General features: G+C 59.6%; 16 protein-coding genes. 10 read left to right on the top strand and 6 right to left on the bottom strand.

The features are described 5' to 3' along the window. Position 1: 1 nt before the first annotated feature. Positions 2 to 910 carry a flagellar protein MotY gene (locus tag BLU46_RS22500; RefSeq protein WP_063027440.1) on the bottom strand — a complete coding sequence of 303 codons (909 nt, stop codon included), beginning with the start codon at positions 908 to 910 and terminating at the stop codon, positions 2 to 4. 156 nt (positions 911 to 1,066) lie between these two features. Here BLU46_RS22500 and pyrC point away from each other — a divergent pair, with 156 nt between their 5' ends. Both pyrC and rnt read left to right on the top strand, forming a co-directional pair. Then, on the top strand, positions 1,067 to 2,113 hold the full coding sequence (gene pyrC / locus BLU46_RS22495) for a dihydroorotase (protein WP_093205506.1): 1,047 nt from the start codon (positions 1,067 to 1,069) through the stop codon (positions 2,111 to 2,113). Next, positions 2,110 to 2,787: a ribonuclease T gene (gene rnt, locus BLU46_RS22490; RefSeq protein ID WP_003208704.1), complete on the top strand. Its 678-nt coding sequence runs from the start codon at positions 2,110 to 2,112 to the stop codon at positions 2,785 to 2,787. The genes pyrC and rnt overlap by 4 nt, the downstream gene beginning before the upstream one ends. 65 nt (positions 2,788 to 2,852) lie before the next feature. On the opposite strand, the gene BLU46_RS22485 is transcribed toward rnt, so the two are convergent. Next, positions 2,853 to 3,455 (bottom strand): peroxiredoxin, encoded by a 603-nt coding sequence (locus tag BLU46_RS22485; RefSeq protein WP_093205502.1) that lies wholly within the window; start codon positions 3,453 to 3,455, stop codon positions 2,853 to 2,855. Between the two features lie 244 nt (positions 3,456 to 3,699). Between BLU46_RS22485 and BLU46_RS22480 the strand changes: the two genes are divergently transcribed. Further along, the gene (locus tag BLU46_RS22480) at positions 3,700 to 3,918 is read left to right on the top strand and encodes a bacterioferritin-associated ferredoxin (protein ID WP_003208706.1); all 219 of its coding nucleotides are present in this window, start codon (positions 3,700 to 3,702) and stop codon (positions 3,916 to 3,918) included. Between the two features lie 200 nt (positions 3,919 to 4,118). After that, positions 4,119 to 4,589, top strand: coding sequence for a bacterioferritin (bfr, locus tag BLU46_RS22475; protein ID WP_017480123.1), 471 nt, complete (start codon positions 4,119 to 4,121; stop codon positions 4,587 to 4,589). 77 nt (positions 4,590 to 4,666) lie between these two features. Here bfr and grxD read toward each other — a convergent pair whose 3' ends face one another. Beyond that, on the bottom strand, positions 4,667 to 5,005 hold the full coding sequence (gene grxD, locus BLU46_RS22470; protein WP_034118308.1) for a Grx4 family monothiol glutaredoxin: 339 nt from the start codon (positions 5,003 to 5,005) through the stop codon (positions 4,667 to 4,669). Between the two features lie 99 nt (positions 5,006 to 5,104). Next, the gene (locus BLU46_RS22465) at positions 5,105 to 7,201 is read right to left on the bottom strand and encodes a molybdopterin oxidoreductase family protein (RefSeq protein ID WP_093205499.1); all 2,097 of its coding nucleotides are present in this window, start codon (positions 7,199 to 7,201) and stop codon (positions 5,105 to 5,107) included. 444 nt (positions 7,202 to 7,645) lie between these two features. Between BLU46_RS22465 and argF the strand changes: the two genes are divergently transcribed. Further along, positions 7,646 to 8,566, top strand: coding sequence for an ornithine carbamoyltransferase (gene argF, locus BLU46_RS22460; protein WP_063027432.1), 921 nt, complete (start codon positions 7,646 to 7,648; stop codon positions 8,564 to 8,566). After that, positions 8,563 to 9,672, top strand: coding sequence for an ABC transporter ATP-binding protein (locus BLU46_RS22455; RefSeq protein ID WP_063027430.1), 1,110 nt, complete (start codon positions 8,563 to 8,565; stop codon positions 9,670 to 9,672). The genes argF and BLU46_RS22455 overlap by 4 nt, the downstream gene beginning before the upstream one ends. A 10-nt stretch (positions 9,673 to 9,682) precedes the next feature. Here BLU46_RS22455 and ybaK read toward each other — a convergent pair whose 3' ends face one another. After that, positions 9,683 to 10,153, bottom strand: a complete 471-nt coding sequence (gene ybaK, locus BLU46_RS22450; RefSeq protein ID WP_063027428.1) for a Cys-tRNA(Pro) deacylase — start codon at positions 10,151 to 10,153, stop codon at positions 9,683 to 9,685. A gap of 360 nt (positions 10,154 to 10,513) precedes the next feature. Here ybaK and BLU46_RS22445 point away from each other — a divergent pair, with 360 nt between their 5' ends. From BLU46_RS22445 to glpD, 4 genes are all read left to right on the top strand, one after another. Then, positions 10,514 to 11,368: an MIP/aquaporin family protein gene (locus BLU46_RS22445; RefSeq protein ID WP_063027426.1), complete on the top strand. Its 855-nt coding sequence runs from the start codon at positions 10,514 to 10,516 to the stop codon at positions 11,366 to 11,368. Positions 11,369 to 11,448: 80 nt separating this feature from the next. Further along, positions 11,449 to 12,954, top strand: coding sequence for a glycerol kinase GlpK (gene glpK / locus BLU46_RS22440; RefSeq protein WP_063027424.1), 1,506 nt, complete (start codon positions 11,449 to 11,451; stop codon positions 12,952 to 12,954). Between the two features lie 94 nt (positions 12,955 to 13,048). Continuing rightward, a complete protein-coding gene (locus BLU46_RS22435) occupies positions 13,049 to 13,804 on the top strand; it encodes a DeoR/GlpR family transcriptional regulator (RefSeq protein WP_003208723.1) in 756 nt (251 codons plus the stop codon). A 173-nt stretch (positions 13,805 to 13,977) separates the two neighbouring features. After that, positions 13,978 to 15,516 carry a glycerol-3-phosphate dehydrogenase gene (glpD, locus tag BLU46_RS22430; RefSeq protein ID WP_093205496.1) on the top strand — a complete coding sequence of 513 codons (1,539 nt, stop codon included), beginning with the start codon at positions 13,978 to 13,980 and terminating at the stop codon, positions 15,514 to 15,516. 48 nt (positions 15,517 to 15,564) lie between these two features. Here glpD and BLU46_RS22425 read toward each other — a convergent pair whose 3' ends face one another. Then, positions 15,565 to 16,287 carry a tetratricopeptide repeat protein gene (locus tag BLU46_RS22425; RefSeq protein ID WP_093205493.1) on the bottom strand — a complete coding sequence of 241 codons (723 nt, stop codon included), beginning with the start codon at positions 16,285 to 16,287 and terminating at the stop codon, positions 15,565 to 15,567. Position 16,288 lies beyond the last annotated feature (1 nt).

Here is a 16,288-nt window from a genome sequence, read left to right as displayed (position 1 = left end):
CTTATGAGGTGGCGGCAGCGTTACCTGGCGCTTTGGCTTGGGGCGCCGGTTTCTCGGGGGCTGCCACCCGTTCAAGTTGAATATTCACCCGACGGTTTTTCGCCCGGTTGGCCGGGCTGGTGTTCGGCGCCAACGGGTAGCTTTCACCATGAAACCGCAGGGTGATCTGCGATTCATCGATGCCATTGGCCTTGAAGTAGTCCATCACCGCCAAGGCACGGCGCCGGGAGACATCACGATTGGTCAGGCGATTGCCGCTGTTGTCAGAGTGGCCGTTCAACTCGATGTGGTTAACCGTCGGGTCGGCTTTCATGAACTCGAGAATCACCGAGAGCTTTTTCTTGGCCGCCGCGTCCAGTTCGATTCCGCCCCCCGGGAAGCCCACCTCGGTCTGTTTGACCTGCTCGAAATTCATCGGCAGCAGTTTGGTGGTGCACAGCTGATAGTCGTTGTAGGCCTTGTTGAATTTCACCGGCAACAGGCGAATCTCGGAATACCCGCCATCACGCCCATAGTGCCGCACCGTCGGGCTACGACCTTCGAGCAAGCCGGTGAACAAGCGCCCGGCCTGAGCCTGGGAGCTGTTAAACAGCACATCACCATTGCCGACGCGCACCGCGCCGAGATTGATATCACCACGCCCCGGCTGCCACGGCGCAGCGGCCGCCAGCAGGGTTGCGGAACCGGCACCTAACGAACCGTTAAAGGCTTTCAGGCGAAACGTCGCCTGCTCGCCCGCACGGCGCACGAACTCGCCCGAGCCGAAATCGGTGATCGGTTGGCTCAAGCGGCACTCGAACTTATCGCCCTCCACTTTCCACTCAATATTCTCCAGACGTGTCTGGAACGTGAGGGCCATCGCGGGCAGGCTGGCGAACACACTGAGCAGGGCTAGATAATGCTGGCGCACGGGAGGCTCCACTGGTTTCTACAACACATCAAGGCGTCATACATCGTTAAGGCATACCCAGGGATATCGGTCGTATCCTGCAAAACTTGATAGCGAGTGCCTGCAAGAGTCTTTTCCGGTAGCATTCCCACCAGATTGACCCGCCTGGAATCCCCAATGTCCGACCGCCTGACCCTGCTGCGTCCCGACGACTGGCATATTCATCTTCGCGATGGTGCTGCGTTGCCCCAAACCGTGGCCGATGTAGCGCGCACGTTTGGCCGCGCCATCATCATGCCTAACCTGGTACCTCCGGTGCGTAACGCCGCGGAAGCCGATGCCTATCGCCAGCGCATTCTTGCTGCACGGCCGGCCGGTAGCCGCTTCGAGCCGTTGATGGTGCTGTACCTGACCGACCGCACCCAGCCCGAAGAAATTCGCCAGGCTAAAGCCAGTGGTTTCGTGTACGCCGCCAAGCTGTACCCGGCCGGGGCGACCACCAACTCCGATTCCGGCGTCACCAGTATCGACAAGATCCTGCCGGCCATCGAAGCCATGGCGGAAGTGGGCATGCCGTTGCTGATCCACGGTGAAGTCACCCGTGGCGATGTCGATGTATTCGATCGTGAAAAGATCTTCATCGACGAGCACATGCGTCGTGTGGTCGAGCTGTTCCCGACCCTGAAGGTCGTGTTCGAACACATCACCACCGCCGATGCCGTGCAGTTCGTCACCGAGGCTTCAGCCAACGTCGGCGCGACCATCACCGCGCATCACCTGTTGTACAACCGCAACCACATGCTGGTGGGCGGGATTCGGCCGCACTTCTATTGCCTGCCGATTCTCAAGCGCAACACTCACCAGGTGGCGCTGCTCGATGCCGCCACCAGTGGCAACGAGAAGTTTTTCCTCGGCACAGACTCTGCACCGCACGCCCAACACGCCAAGGAAGCCGCGTGTGGTTGTGCCGGTTGCTACACCGCGTATGCGGCGATCGAGTTGTATGCCGAAGCGTTCGAACAACGTAACGCCCTGGACAAGCTTGAAGGGTTCGCCAGCCTCAACGGCCCGCGTTTCTATGGCCTGCCGGCGAATACCGACCGCATTACCCTGGTCCGTGAAGACTGGACCGCCCCCACCAGCCTGCCGTTTGGCGAGCTGACCGTTATCCCGCTGCGCGCCGGTGAAACACTGCGCTGGCGCCTGCTGGAGGAACACCCGTGAGTGAAGACCATTACGACGACGACCAGGAACACGGCGGCGGTGGTGGCGGTTCCCGTCACCCGATGGCCGAGCGTTTCCGTGGCTACCTGCCGGTTGTCATCGACGTAGAAACCGGCGGTTTCAATTGCGCCACTGACGCATTGCTGGAAATCGCCGCTACGACTATCGGCATGGACGAACAGGGTTTCGTGTTCCCGGAACACACCCACTTCTTCCGCGTCGAGCCGTTCGAAGGCGCCAACATCGAAGCGGCCGCCCTGGAGTTCACCGGGATCAAGCTCGATCACCCGTTGCGCATGGCAGTCAGTGAAGAAGCAGCGCTGACTGACATCTTCCGTGGTGTGCGCAAGGCCTTGAAGGCCAATGGCTGCAAACGCGCAATCCTGGTGGGTCACAACAGCAGCTTCGACCTGGGCTTCCTCAACGCCGCTGTGGCGCGCCTGGACATGAAGCGCAACCCGTTTCACCCGTTCTCCAGCTTCGACACCGCGACCCTTGCTGGCTTGGCCTATGGCCAGACCGTGCTGGCAAAAGCCTGCCAGGCGGCCGGTATCGACTTCGACGGTCGTGAGGCCCACTCGGCCCGCTACGACACCGAGAAGACCGCCGAGCTGTTCTGCGGCATCGTCAACCGCTGGAAACAAATGGGCGGCTGGGAAGACTTCGGCGACTGAAGCCAAATCCCGCGCATAAAAAAACCGGCCTTCTCAGGCCGGTTTTTTTGTGCCGCGAATCTGGCTTACAGCTTGCCAGCGTTCTCGGTCAGGTACGCCGCAACGCCTTCTGGCGAAGCGTTCATGCCTTTGTCGCCTTTTTTCCAGTTGGCAGGGCACACTTCGCCGTGTTCTTCGTGGAATTGCAGAGCGTCGATCAGACGGATCAGCTCTTCCATGTTACGGCCCAGCGGCAGGTCGTTGATGATCTGCGAGCGCACAACGCCCTTGTCGTCGATCAGGAACGCGCCACGGAAAGCCACGCCGCCTTCGGACTCAACGTCGTAGGCCTTGGCGATGTCGTGCTTCATGTCGGCAGCCATGGTGTATTTGACTTTGCCGATGCCGCCATCATTGATGGCGGTGTTGCGCCAGGCGTTGTGGGTGAAATGGGAGTCGATGGAAACGGCTACCACTTCAACGTTACGCGCCTTGAAATCGTCCATGCGGTGATCCAGAGCGATCAGCTCCGATGGGCAGACGAAGGTGAAGTCCAGCGGGTAGAAGAACACCAGGCCGTATTTGCCTTTGATGGCTTCAGACAGTTTGAAGCTGTCTACGATTTCGCCATTGCCGAGGACGGCTGGGACGTCGAAATCCGGGGCTTGTTTGCCGACGAGTACGCTCATTGGGTATCTCCTGATGGTGGTGACTTGAAGTAAAAGGATCCCTTCCAGTGTGCCGTGGGTAAACGACAGCCCTGTGACGGGATCACGCTTCGTGAAGACCGGCCATCATACACGGCTCAGGAAAAAACCGTTCGTCAGAGGGCGATCAATCTGTTTCAAACGAGCAAGAAACTACTTTGACAATCATTCTCGTTAACATTAAGATCCGTCGCACTTAAGCCTTAAACCGCGATGGTTCTCCCTTATGTATGTCTGCCTCTGCACTGGCGTCACCGACGGACAAATCCGCGAAGCAATCTATGAAGGTTGCTGCAGCTACAAGGAAGTACGTGAAACCACCGGCGTTGCCAGCCAATGCGGCAAATGCGCCTGCCTCGCCAAGCAGGTGGTACGGGAAACCCTGACGCAGCTGCAAACTGCACAGGCGGCGATCCCCTACTCAGCAGAATTTACACACGCCTGAAGGGTGTGTTTTTAAGAACCGGACTTAGTGTCCGGTTTTTTTATGCCCGGAATTCAAACAGTTAGCGCCAAGACGCGGAACACAAACATTCTTATTCCGATTAATTTTCATTTATTATTCAATAACTTAGGTTTGACAGTAGTAAATGCGCAGCTCAAACTCCGCCTTATATACAGCTAATACAGGGCAGGACCCCAATCATGAAAGGCGACATTACAGTCATCCAGCAACTCAACAAAATCCTTGCCAATGAACTGGTCGCGATCAATCAGTACTTCCTGCATGCACGCATGTATGACGATTGGGGCCTGGAAAAGCTGGGCAAGCGTGAATACAAAGAATCCATCAAGGCCATGAAGGACGCCGATGCGCTGATCAAGCGCATCCTGTTCCTGGAAGGCCTGCCGAACGTGCAGGACCTGGGCAAGCTGAACATCGGCGAGCACACCCAGGAAATGATCAACTGCGACCTGAACTTCGAACGCAAGAGCCACACCGACCTCAAGGCCGCCATTGCTCATTGCGAAATCAAGAGTGATTTCGGTAGCCGCGAGTTGCTGGAAGATATCCTTGAAGACCAGGAAGAACACATCGACTGGCTGGAAACCCAGATCGGCCTGATCGACAAAGTGACTATCGAGAATTACCTGCAATCGCAGATGGGTGAATAACCCTTAATTCCCGGCCACTAAAAAGCCCCGCTCTCTCTCGAGAAGCGGGGCTTTTTATTGCCGCAGCCTAAAACCAATCAGGCTTCGGTCTTGGCAGCGGCTTTTTCTGCTGCGTCTTTGATCAGTGCCTGCAACGAACCATCAGCCGCCATCTCGGTGATGATGTCGCTACCGCCGACCAGCTCACCGGCCACCCACAGCTGCGGGAAAGTTGGCCAGTTGGCGTACTTCGGCAGGTTGGCGCGGATTTCCGGGTTCTGCAGGATATCCACGTAGGCGAACTTCTCGCCACATTGCATGATGGCCTGGGAAGCCTTTGCGGAGAAGCCACACTGAGGCGCGTTAGGTGCGCCCTTCATGTAAAGCAGAATAGTGTTGTTGGCAATCTGCTCTTTGATCGTTTCGATGATATCCATGGAACACCTCGGCTGGAACTTTCCGACTCATGGGTCGGCACGGTGGCGCATTGTAACGCAAACCCTAGCATGACGCTCGGACTCCCCGACAGACAATCCTTACGCCGCCTCGACCTGCACCGGCACGCCGTTCAACGCCGCATTGCCCGACAGCTCATCCAATTGCCGCTCATCCGTCAGGTCATTCGCACTCGCTCCCGGCTGCCCACTGGCGATGGTCATCTGCACGCCCGGACGGCCATGGCCCCAGCCGTGGGGCAGGCTGACCACGCCGGGCATCATGTCGAGGCTGGCCAATACCTCGACTTCGATCATGCCGATCCGAGAACTGACCCGCACACGTTGCCCGTCGCTCAACTTGCGATGGGCCAGGTCATCGGGATGCATCAGCAACTGGTGACGGGGCTTGCCCTTCACCAACCGATGGTAGTTATGCATCCACGAGTTGTTGCTGCGCACATGGCGACGGCCGATCAGCAACAATTCATTCAGCCCAGGCACTGGTTGTGCGGCAAAGCGCGCCAAGTCTGCGAGGATCACCGGCGGCGCAGCCTGCAAATGGCCGTTGGCGGTTTTCATGCGCCCTGCCAGGTTGGGCTTCAGCGGCCCAAGGTCTAGACCGTGGGGATAATCAGCCAGCGCGGCAATAGACAAGGTATCGCCATAAGGTCCGGCGCGCAGCCCGAAATCGATCATCTGCGCCGGTGGCATGGTCGGTTTGAGCGTATTACCCGTCTTCGCGGCAAACGCCTGGGCCAGGCCGACGAAGATTTCCCAGTCATGCAATGCGCCGTCAGGCTTTGGCAGGATGGCGCGATTGAAGCGGGTGACGTTGCGCACCGCGAACATATTGAAGGTGGTGTCGTAGTGATCGTTTTCCAGTGCCGAGGTAGACGGCAGGATCAGGTCGGCATAGCGCGTGGTTTCGTTGATATACAGGTCGATGCTGACCATGAACTCCAGGCCATCCAGCGCCTGTTCCAACTGCCGGCCGTTAGGCGTGGAGAGCACCGGATTGCCTGCCACCGTCACCAGCGCACGGATTTGTCCTTCGCCCTCGGTGAGCATTTCTTCGGCCAGTGCCGACACCGGCAGCTCGCCACCGTACTCCGGTCGCCCGGAAACCCGGCTTTGCCAACGATTGAAGTGCCCGCCGGAGGTGGAAGCCACCAGGTCGACTGCCGGCGTGGTGCACAAGGCGCCGCCCACTCGGTCCAGATTGCCCGTCACCAGGTTGATCAACTGCACCAGCCAATGGCACAGCGTGCCGAACGCCTGGGTCGACACGCCCATGCGGCCATAACACACCGCTGTGTCGGCCGCCGAGAAGTCCCGCGCCAACTGGCGGATCTGCTCGGCGGGCACCGCGCATTGACGACTCATCGCTTCGGCGGTGAATCCGGCCACGGCCTGGCGCACTTCATCCAGGCCATCGACCGGCAGATGACTGTCACGGATCAGGTTCTCGGCAAACAGCGTATTAAGCAAACCGAACAATAACGCCGCATCGCCGCCCGGGCGCACAAACAGATGTTGGTCGGCAATCGCCGCCGTCTCGCTGCGCCGCGGATCAACCACCACGACTTTGCCGCCCCTGGCCTGGATGGCCTTCAGGCGCTTTTCCACATCCGGCACGGTCATGATGCTGCCGTTGGACGCCAGCGGGTTGCCGCCGAGGATCAGCATGAAGTCGGTATGGTCGATGTCCGGGATCGGCAGCAACAGGCCGTGGCCGTACATCAGGTGACTGGTCAGGTGGTGGGGCAACTGATCCACCGACGTGGCGGAAAAGCGGTTGCGGGTCTTGAGCTGGCCCAGGAAGTAATTGCTGTGGGTCATCAGGCCATAATTGTGCACGCTCGGATTGCCCTGATACACCGCCACCGCATTCTGCCCGTGGCGTGCCTGGATGCCCGCAAGGCGCTCGGCTACAAGCGCAAAGGCGTCGTCCCACGGGATAGGCTGCCATTCGCTGCCCACCCGCAACATGGGCTGGTGCAGACGGTCCGGGTCGTTCTGGATGTCCTGCAGGGCCACGGCCTTGGGGCAGATATGGCCACGGCTGAACGTGTCCAGGGGGTCACCCTTGATTGAGGTGATCGCCAGGCTCCCGTCTTCACCCTGGGTAGTTTCCAGTGTCAGGCCGCAGATGGCTTCGCACAGATGGCAGGCACGGTGGTGGAGAGTCTTGGTCATGGCCAGTCTCTTTATTGTGGGCTGAGCGCTTCGGACGAAAACTATGGCCCGCCGCCGGCAGCAGCGCCAGCAACGTTCGTCGCGTGAATCCAACGGCATCAGGCCGGGCCATGAGGAAACATCATGAAATGTTTCAGCGCCCTCCGACAGCCCTCTGAAACCGACGCGCCCCGGCCTGCGCACGCCTTCTCGCATTGCAATGTGGCGCAGCGCCAGTGTACAAATGACCCGCTGCTGTCAGGAAACAGGCTTCAAAAGCGCCCTCCCCGCGTCCTTGAACTCCCCTAAAAACTGTAGCCCTATTGGTAAGACGCGACATTTAATTATAAGATCGCGCCTTCCCCTATTTCGTCGCCCCGTGCGGCTTTCGCCGCAGGTCTCGCCCGTTTTCAAAATAAACAAGGCTTTGAGTATCTGCGGTCTGTTGCAAAAAGGTAGTTAATGATGAGCGCAAGGCACTTTCTCTCCCTGATGGATTGCACGCCCGAAGAGCTGGTCAGCGTGCTCCGTCGAGGCATTGAGCTTAAAGACCTGCGTAACCGCGGCGTACTGTTCGAGCCTTTGAAAAACCGCGTGCTCGGGATGATTTTCGAGAAGTCGTCTACCCGCACCCGTGTGTCTTTCGAAGCCGGCATGATTCAGCTCGGCGGCCAGGCTATCTTCCTGTCACCTCGTGATACCCAACTGGGCCGTGGCGAACCGATCAGCGACTGCGCGATCGTGATGTCGAGCATGCTGGATGCAGTGATGATCCGTACCTTCGCCCACAGCACCCTGACCGAATTTGCCGCCAACTCCCGTGTGCCCGTGATCAACGGCCTGTCCGATGACCTGCACCCGTGCCAGTTGCTGGCCGACATGCAAACCTTCCTCGAACAGCGCGGTTCGATCCAGGGCAAGACCGTGGCCTGGATCGGCGACGGCAACAATATGTGCAATAGCTATATAGAAGCGGCGATCCAGTTCGACTTCCAATTGCGCGTTGCCTGCCCTGAAGGCTATGAGCCGGACGCAAAATTCCTGGCCCAGGCCGGCGACCGCGTGACCATCGTTCGCGACCCGCGTGAGGCTGTTATCGGCGCGCACCTGGTAAGCACTGACGTGTGGACCTCCATGGGCCAGGAAGAGGAAACCGCCAAGCGCCTCAAGCTGTTCGCACCGTTCCAGGTCAACCGCGCCCTGCTCGACCTGGCCGCACCGGACGTGCTGTTCATGCACTGCCTACCAGCCCACCGTGGCGAGGAAATCAGCCTCGACCTGCTGGACGACCAACGTTCGGTGGCCTGGGCCCAGGCAGAAAACCGCCTGCACGCACAAAAAGCGCTGCTGGAGTTTTTGGTTGCGCCGGCGTACCGCCCTGCATGAGCCAGCCTTTACTGCTGAACCTACGCAATCTGGCATGCGGTTATCAGGACCAACGGGTGGTGCAGAACCTTAACCTGCACCTCAACGCCGGTGACATCGGTTGCTTGCTGGGCTCCTCGGGTTGCGGCAAGACCACCACCCTGCGAGCGATTGCCGGCTTTGAGCCGGTACACGAAGGTGAGATCAGCCTGGCGGGCGAAGTCATCTCCAGCGCCGGTTTCACACTGGCCCCGGAGAAACGTCGGATCGGCATGGTGTTCCAGGACTACGCGCTGTTTCCACACCTCAGCGTGGCCGACAACATCGCCTTCGGCATTCGCAAGCACCCGCAAAAAGAGCGTGTGGTCGCTGAATTGCTGGAACTGGTGAACCTGAAGAACCTCGGCAAGCGCTTCCCCCATGAGCTTTCCGGTGGCCAGCAACAGCGCGTCGCCCTGGCCCGCGCCTTGGCGCCGGAACCGCAACTGCTGCTGTTGGACGAACCCTTCTCCAACCTCGATGGCGAACTGCGGCGCAAGCTCAGCCATGAAGTGCGCGACATCCTCAAGGCCCGGGGCACCAGTGCAATTCTCGTGACCCACGACCAGGAAGAAGCCTTCGCGGTGAGTGACCATGTCGGCGTGTTCAAGGAAGGTCGCCTGGAGCAGTGGGATACGCCCTACAACCTGTACCACGAACCGCTGACACCCTTTGTCGCCAGCTTTATTGGCCAGGGTTACTTCATTCGCGGGCAGTTGAACACGCCGGAATCGGTCACCACCGAACTGGGCGAGTTGCGCGGCAATCGTGCCTACACCTGGCCCACCGGCGGCGCGGTGGATGTGTTGTTGCGCCCGGACGACATTGTTTATGCTCCGGACAGCGCCTTGAAAGCGCGGATTGTCGGCAAGACGTTCCTCGGGGCATCGACCCTGTATCGCTTGCAGCTGCCTACCGGTGCGCAGCTGGAATCGATCTTCCCCAGCCACGCCGATCACTTGGTCGGTGCCGATGTGGGCATTCGCGTGGCAGCCGAACACCTGGTGTTGTTCCAGGCCTCAGGCAGCACAGCGGCGCACATTCCCCACGTAGAGTCAGGCGTTCGCCGCTACAGCACCGCCACCTGACCTCAGCGCATCACACCCGGCCAATTTCCGCGAACTTGGCCTGGGTGTGCTCGGCCAGCACCGCTGCTGCCAACTCCACCTCAAGCCCCCTTCTTCCCGCACTGATAAAAATTGTCGGAAACGACTGCGCCGTCACATCGACAAAGGTGCGCAGGCGTTTCTTCTGCCCTAGCGGGCTGATGCCACCCAGCAAGTAACCGGTGGCCCGTTGCGCCGCAGCCGGGTCCGCCATCTCGACCTTTTTCACCCCCGCCGCCTGCGCCAACGCTTTTAAATCCAAACTTCCGACGACCGGCACAACGGCCACCAGCAGTTCAGATTTTTCACTGCTGGCCAGCAAGGTCTTGAACACCTGCGCGGGATCAAGCCCCAACTTTTCCGCGGCCTCCAGACCATAAGAGGCTGCCTTGGGGTCATGTTCGTAACTGTGGATTCGATGTTCGGCACGAACTTTTTTCAACAGGTCCAATGCGGGCGTCATGAGGGCTCCAGGCTTGGCTAAACGGTGAAAAAACAGACGGCCAATTCTAGGCCAACAGAAGGTAAAAGGCTCTAGTCCGAAGCCCTCTGCCACGAGCCCGCGCGCTCCTTTGCTGCAACTCCCCGCGCCCACGGCGCGATCATTCACCACACCAATAATTACAAAATGACCGATCGTTCACTTTCGACCTTTGACAGCCGTCATTCTTGTCTATATTTTTTCGTTTACGAATACTGTAGGAATACACCTACGGATTCACAGCAGTAAGCCGCGAAGAGGATGGGGATCCTCGCCACGGTGAAAATCGCAGCTTGCCCGTTGCGGCAAAACGCCAGACAACAACAAAAACAGAGGTTTTCCATGACAACTGCTCTTCAACAGCCTTCACTCTCAAGTCAATGCATGGCCGAATTCCTGGGCACTGCGTTGCTGATCTTCTTCGGTACCGGATGTGTTGCTGCGCTCAAGGTCGCGGGCGCCAGCTTTGGCTTGTGGGAAATCAGTATCATCTGGGGGATCGGCGTCAGCATGGCGATCTACCTGAGCGCCGGTATTTCCGGGGCGCACCTCAATCCCGCCGTCAGTATCGCCCTGTGCATTTTTGCCGATTTCGAAAAGCGCAAACTGCCGTTCTACATCATCGCTCAGGTCGCCGGCGCCTTCTGCTCGGCAGCGTTGGTTTACACGCTCTACAGCAACCTGTTTTTCGATTACGAACAAACCCACCACATGATTCGCGGCACCCAGGCCAGCCTGGAATTGGCCTCAGTGTTCTCCACCTATCCGCATCCGCTGCTGGGCACGGCCCAGGCGTTCCTGGTGGAAATGGTCATTACCGCGATCCTGATGGGCGTGATCATGGCCCTGACCGACGACAACAACGGCCTGCCCCGTGGCCCGTTGGCACCGCTGCTGATTGGTTTGCTGATCGCCGTGATCGGCAGTGCCATGGGCCCGCTGACCGGCTTTGCGATGAACCCGGCCCGTGACTTCGGGCCCAAGCTGATGACCTTTTTCGCCGGTTGGGGTGAAATGGCCTTCACCGGTGGGCGCGACATTCCTTATTTCCTGATTCCGATCTTTGCACCGATTGTCGGTGCCTGCCTCGGTGCTGCCGCGTATCGCGGGCTGATTGCCCGTCACCTGCCCAGCGGCGCACCTGCTACAACTGATGCAACCGAAGCGGCCGCCAGCGGCAAAACCCGTACTTCCTGATGCGATAGCCTGGGCAGTACTGCCCCTTTGCGGCCCAGGCTGTTTACTGACTCCCCTATTCTCCGTCCAAGGCAATCGACATGACCGACATTCAGAATAAGAACTACATCATTGCCCTCGATCAGGGCACCACCAGTTCCCGGGCGATCATCTTTGATCGTGACGCCAACGTGGTCTGCACCGCCCAGCGTGAATTCACCCAGCATTACCCGCAAGCCGGCTGGGTCGAACATGACCCGATGGAAATTTTCGCCACCCAGAGTGCGGTGATGGTCGAGGCCCTGGCACAAGCCGGCCTGCACCATGACCAGGTCGCGGCCATCGGTATCACCAACCAGCGTGAAACTACCGTGGTCTGGGACAAAATCACCGGCCGCCCGATCTACAACGCGATCGTCTGGCAATGCCGCCGCAGCACCGAGATCTGCCAGCAGCTCAAGCGCGACGGCCATGAGCAATACATCAATGACACCACTGGCCTGGTCACCGACCCGTACTTCTCCGGCACCAAGCTCAAGTGGATCCTCGACAACGTCGAAGGCAGCCGCGAACGTGCGCGTAACGGCGAGCTGCTGTTCGGCACCATCGACAGCTGGCTGATCTGGAAATTTACCGGCGGCAAAACCCACGTCACCGACTACACCAACGCCTCGCGCACCATGCTCTTCAACATCCACACCCTCGAGTGGGATTCGAAGATGCTGGAGATTCTCGACGTGCCGCGCGAAATGCTGCCGGAAGTGAAGTCCTCCTCGGAAATCTACGGCCGCACCAAAAGCGGCATCGCCATCGGCGGTATCGCCGGTGACCAGCAGGCGGCGCTGTTCGGCCAAATGTGCGTAGAACCGGGCCAGGCGAAAAACACCTACGGCACCGGCTGCTTCCTGCTGATGAACACTGGCGACAAGGCCGTGAAATCCAAGCACGGCATGCTCACCACCATCGCTTGCGGCCCCCGTGGCGAAGTGGCCTACGCCCTGGAGGGCGCCGTATTCAACGGCGGTTCCACCGTGCAGTGGCTGCGTGACGAGCTGAAAATCATCGCCGATGCCACCGATACCGAATACTTCGCCGGCAAGGTCAAGGACAGCAACGGCGTGTACCTGGTACCGGCCTTCACCGGCCTGGGCGCGCCCTACTGGGACCCGTATGCCCGTGGCGCGCTGTTCGGCCTGACCCGTGGCGTACGTGTGGATCACATCATCCGTGCCGCTCTGGAGTCGATTGCCTATCAAACCCGCGACGTACTCGACGCGATGCAGCAGGATTCCGGCGAACGCCTCAAATCCCTGCGGGTAGACGGTGGCGCAGTCGCCAACAACTTCCTGATGCAGTTCCAGGCCGACATCCTCGGCACCCAGGTTGAGCGCCCGCAAATGCGCGAAACCACCGCATTGGGCGCCGCCTACCTGGCTGGCCTGGCGTGCGGCTTCTGGGGCAGCCTGGACGAATTGCGTGGCAAGGCCGTGATCGAGCGCCAATTCGAACCGCAACTGGAAGAAGCGGCGAAGGAAAAACTCTACGCCGGCTGGCAGAAAGCGGTCAGCCGCACCCGCGACTGGGAACCCCACGAAGGCGCTGAATAAGCCAAGCGCTGGACCCACATAGGGTTGTAACTGGCAGGGAGCAGATTCCTGCGTCATCATGGGCCACTTTTTACGGCAGCCCAAAGGACGCACCATGAATCTGCCTCCCCGCCAGCAACAAATCCTCGAACTGGTTCGCGAACGCGGCTATGTGAGTATCGAGGAAATGGCGCAGCTCTTTGTTGTCACCCCGCAAACCATCCGCCGCGATATCAATCAACTGGCGGAAGCCAATCTGTTGCGCCGCTACCACGGCGGCGCAGCCTATGACTCCAGCGTTGAAAACACCGCATACGCCATGCGGGCCGACCAGATGCGCGACGAGAAACAGCGCATCGGCGAAGCCATCGCCGCGCAAATCCCCGATCACGCCTCGCTGTTCATCAACATCGGTACCACCACCGAATCGATTGCCCGGGCGCTGCTTAACCACAGCCACCTGAAAATCATCACCAATAACCTCAACGTCGCCATGATGCTGAGTGCCAAAGACGACTTCGACGTACTCCTGACCGGCGGCAACGTGCGCCGTGACGGCGGCGTGGTAGGCCAGGCCAGCGTCGACTTTATCAACCAGTTCAAGGTCGATTTTGCCTTGGTGGGTATCAGCGGTATCGATGAAGACGGCAGCCTGTTGGACTTCGATTACCAGGAAGTACGGGTTTCCCAGGCGATCATTGCCAATGCGCGCAAGGTGATCCTGGCGGCGGACTCCAGCAAATTCGGGCGCAACGCCATGATTCGCCTGGGACCGATCAGTTTGATTGATTGTTTAGTCACCGATCAGCAACCGGTCCCGGCACTGGTGCAGTTGCTGAATCAGCACAAGATTCGGCTGGAAGTGGTGTAAGCCTATACAGGGGGTGTCCTGCCCCCTGATGTACACAAATTTTCCTTTCTTCGCCCTTCGATCAGTATTTTCAATCGAAGCAGGCTGGCTGTGCCTGCGTTTATAAGCTACCATTTTCGCAAATGAACATTTATGTTCGAATTCCAATACGAAAAAGATTGCGAGGCCAGCCGATGAACCCTTCTACCTTGCCTGCCACACCGCTTGCCGAAGTCTATGACGTCGCCGTTATCGGTGGCGGGATCAATGGCGTCGGCATTGCAGCAGACGCAGCCGGTCGCGGTTTGTCGGTATTCCTTTGCGAAAAGGACGACCTGGCCAGCCACACCTCCTCCGCCAGCAGCAAGCTGATCCACGGTGGCCTGCGTTATTTGGAGCATTACGAATTCCGCCTGGTGCGCGAAGCCCTGGCTGAACGTGAGGTGCTGTTGGCCAAGGCCCCGCACATCGTCAAGCAGATGCGCTTTGTATTGCCACACCGCCCGCACCTGCGCCCAGCGTGGATGATTCGCGCCGGCCTCTTCCTGTATGACCACCTGGGCAAGCGGGAAAAACTCGAAGGTTCCAAGAGCCTCAAGTTCGGTCCCGACAGCCCGCTGAAAAGCGAAATCACCAAAGGCTTCGAATACTCCGATTGCTGGGTCGACGACGCCCGCCTCGTAGTACTCAACGCCATGGCCGCGCGGGAAAAGGGTGCGCATATCCACACCCAGACCCGTTGCGTCAGCGCGCACCGCAGCAAAGGCCTGTGGGAAATGAACATGGAACGCGCCGACGGCAGCCTGTTCTCGATCCGCGCCCGGGCACTGGTGAACGCAGCCGGCCCATGGGTCGCCAAGTTCATCAAGGATGACTTGAAGCTGGATTCGCCTTACGGCATCCGCCTGATCCAGGGCAGCCACCTGATCGTGCCGAAGCTGTATGAAGGCGCCCACGCGCACATCCTGCAGAACGAAGACCAGCGCATCGTCTTCACCATTCCATACCTGAATCACCTGACCATCATCGGCACCACCGACCGCGAATACACCGGCGACCCGGCGAAAGTGGCGATTACTGAAGGTGAGACCGACTACATGCTCAATGTGGTCAATGCGCATTTCAAGAAGCAGCTGAGCCGCGATGACATCGTGCACACCTATTCCGGCGTGCGCCCGCTGTGCAACGACGAATCCGACAACCCGTCGGCCGTGACCCGCGACTACACCCTGGCGCTGTCGGGCACCTCGGGCGAGGCGCCGTTGCTGTCGGTGTTTGGCGGCAAGCTGACCACCTACCGCAAGCTGGCTGAGTCGGCGATGGCGCAGTTGGCACCGTACTTCACGCAGATGCGCCCAGGCTGGACGGCTGCGGCCACCCTGCCCGGCGGCGAAAATATGAGCACGCCAGAAGCTCTGGCCGATGCGATTCGCAGCAAGTACGACTGGGTGCCAAGCGAGATTGCCCGCCGTTGGTCCACCACTTACGGCAGCCGCACCTGGCGTCTGCTGGAAGGCGTGCAGTCGCTGGCAGACATGGGCGACCACCTCGGTGGCGGCCTGTACACCCGCGAAGTCGACTACCTGTGCGCTGAAGAATGGGCCACGCAGCCCCAGGACATCCTGTGGCGCCGCAGCAAGCTGGGCCTGTTCACCACGCCGGAAGAACAGGAAAACGTACAACGCTACCTGTCCAAGGTTGAGCACAATCGCGGCAAAATCGAAGCCGCTTGATCGACCCGCTGTAAAATAGCCCCTGCACCGAAAGGTCCAGGGGCTTTTTCATGCCTGGAGATGGCGCTGATAACGCAGGCCCATTTCACGAATACCGGAGAAGGCGGAGCTCACCAGCACCGGATAAGCCGCCTGCAGAAAGCCCGGTGTAGCCGTCGCAAGTGCCCGCTCCAGCCATAGGCAGGCCTGCTTCTCGTCGCCATCTTCCGCCAGCTCCGCGGCGTGGTTGTATTGCCCACGAAAATCCCCGGCCTCGGCGGAACGCTGATACCACTGCCGCGCCAGTTGAATATCCTTGGGCACCACGACGCCTTCATGGTGGAACCGCCCCACCAGGTTCATCGACTTGGCATGCCCCTTGGCCGCCGCCTGGCGAAACAGCTCATACGCCGCGACAAGGTCCTGCTCTACACCCCGACCGCGGGTCAGCAACTGGCCGTAGTTATACAAGCCCCAATCCAGCCCCAGATCGGCAGCCTTGCGGTAATGCTGCGCGGCATCGACCCAGTCAATTTCGCACCCCCAGCCATTCTCCAGGCAGCGCCCGATCATGTTGATCGCCATGGGGTGGCGCTGCCGTGCGGCAATGCGAAACCAGCTTAGCGCCAGCGCCTCATCCTTCTGCACGCCCCGGCCGTCAAGCAGCAGCTGGGCCAGGGTCGCCTGTGCATCCGCATCACCCAGTTGCGCGGCATGCATCACCCACCGCACATAGGCGCGCGGATTTTCACCGATGTCGGACGGCTCGCTGCCTGGCTGCGCAATCTGCATT

Source organism: Pseudomonas yamanorum, assembly GCF_900105735.1.
GTDB classification, from domain to species: domain Bacteria; phylum Pseudomonadota; class Gammaproteobacteria; order Pseudomonadales; family Pseudomonadaceae; genus Aquipseudomonas; species Aquipseudomonas yamanorum.
The sequence above is the reverse complement of the archived record's forward strand: the minus strand, read 5'-3'. Positions and strand labels throughout refer to the sequence as shown.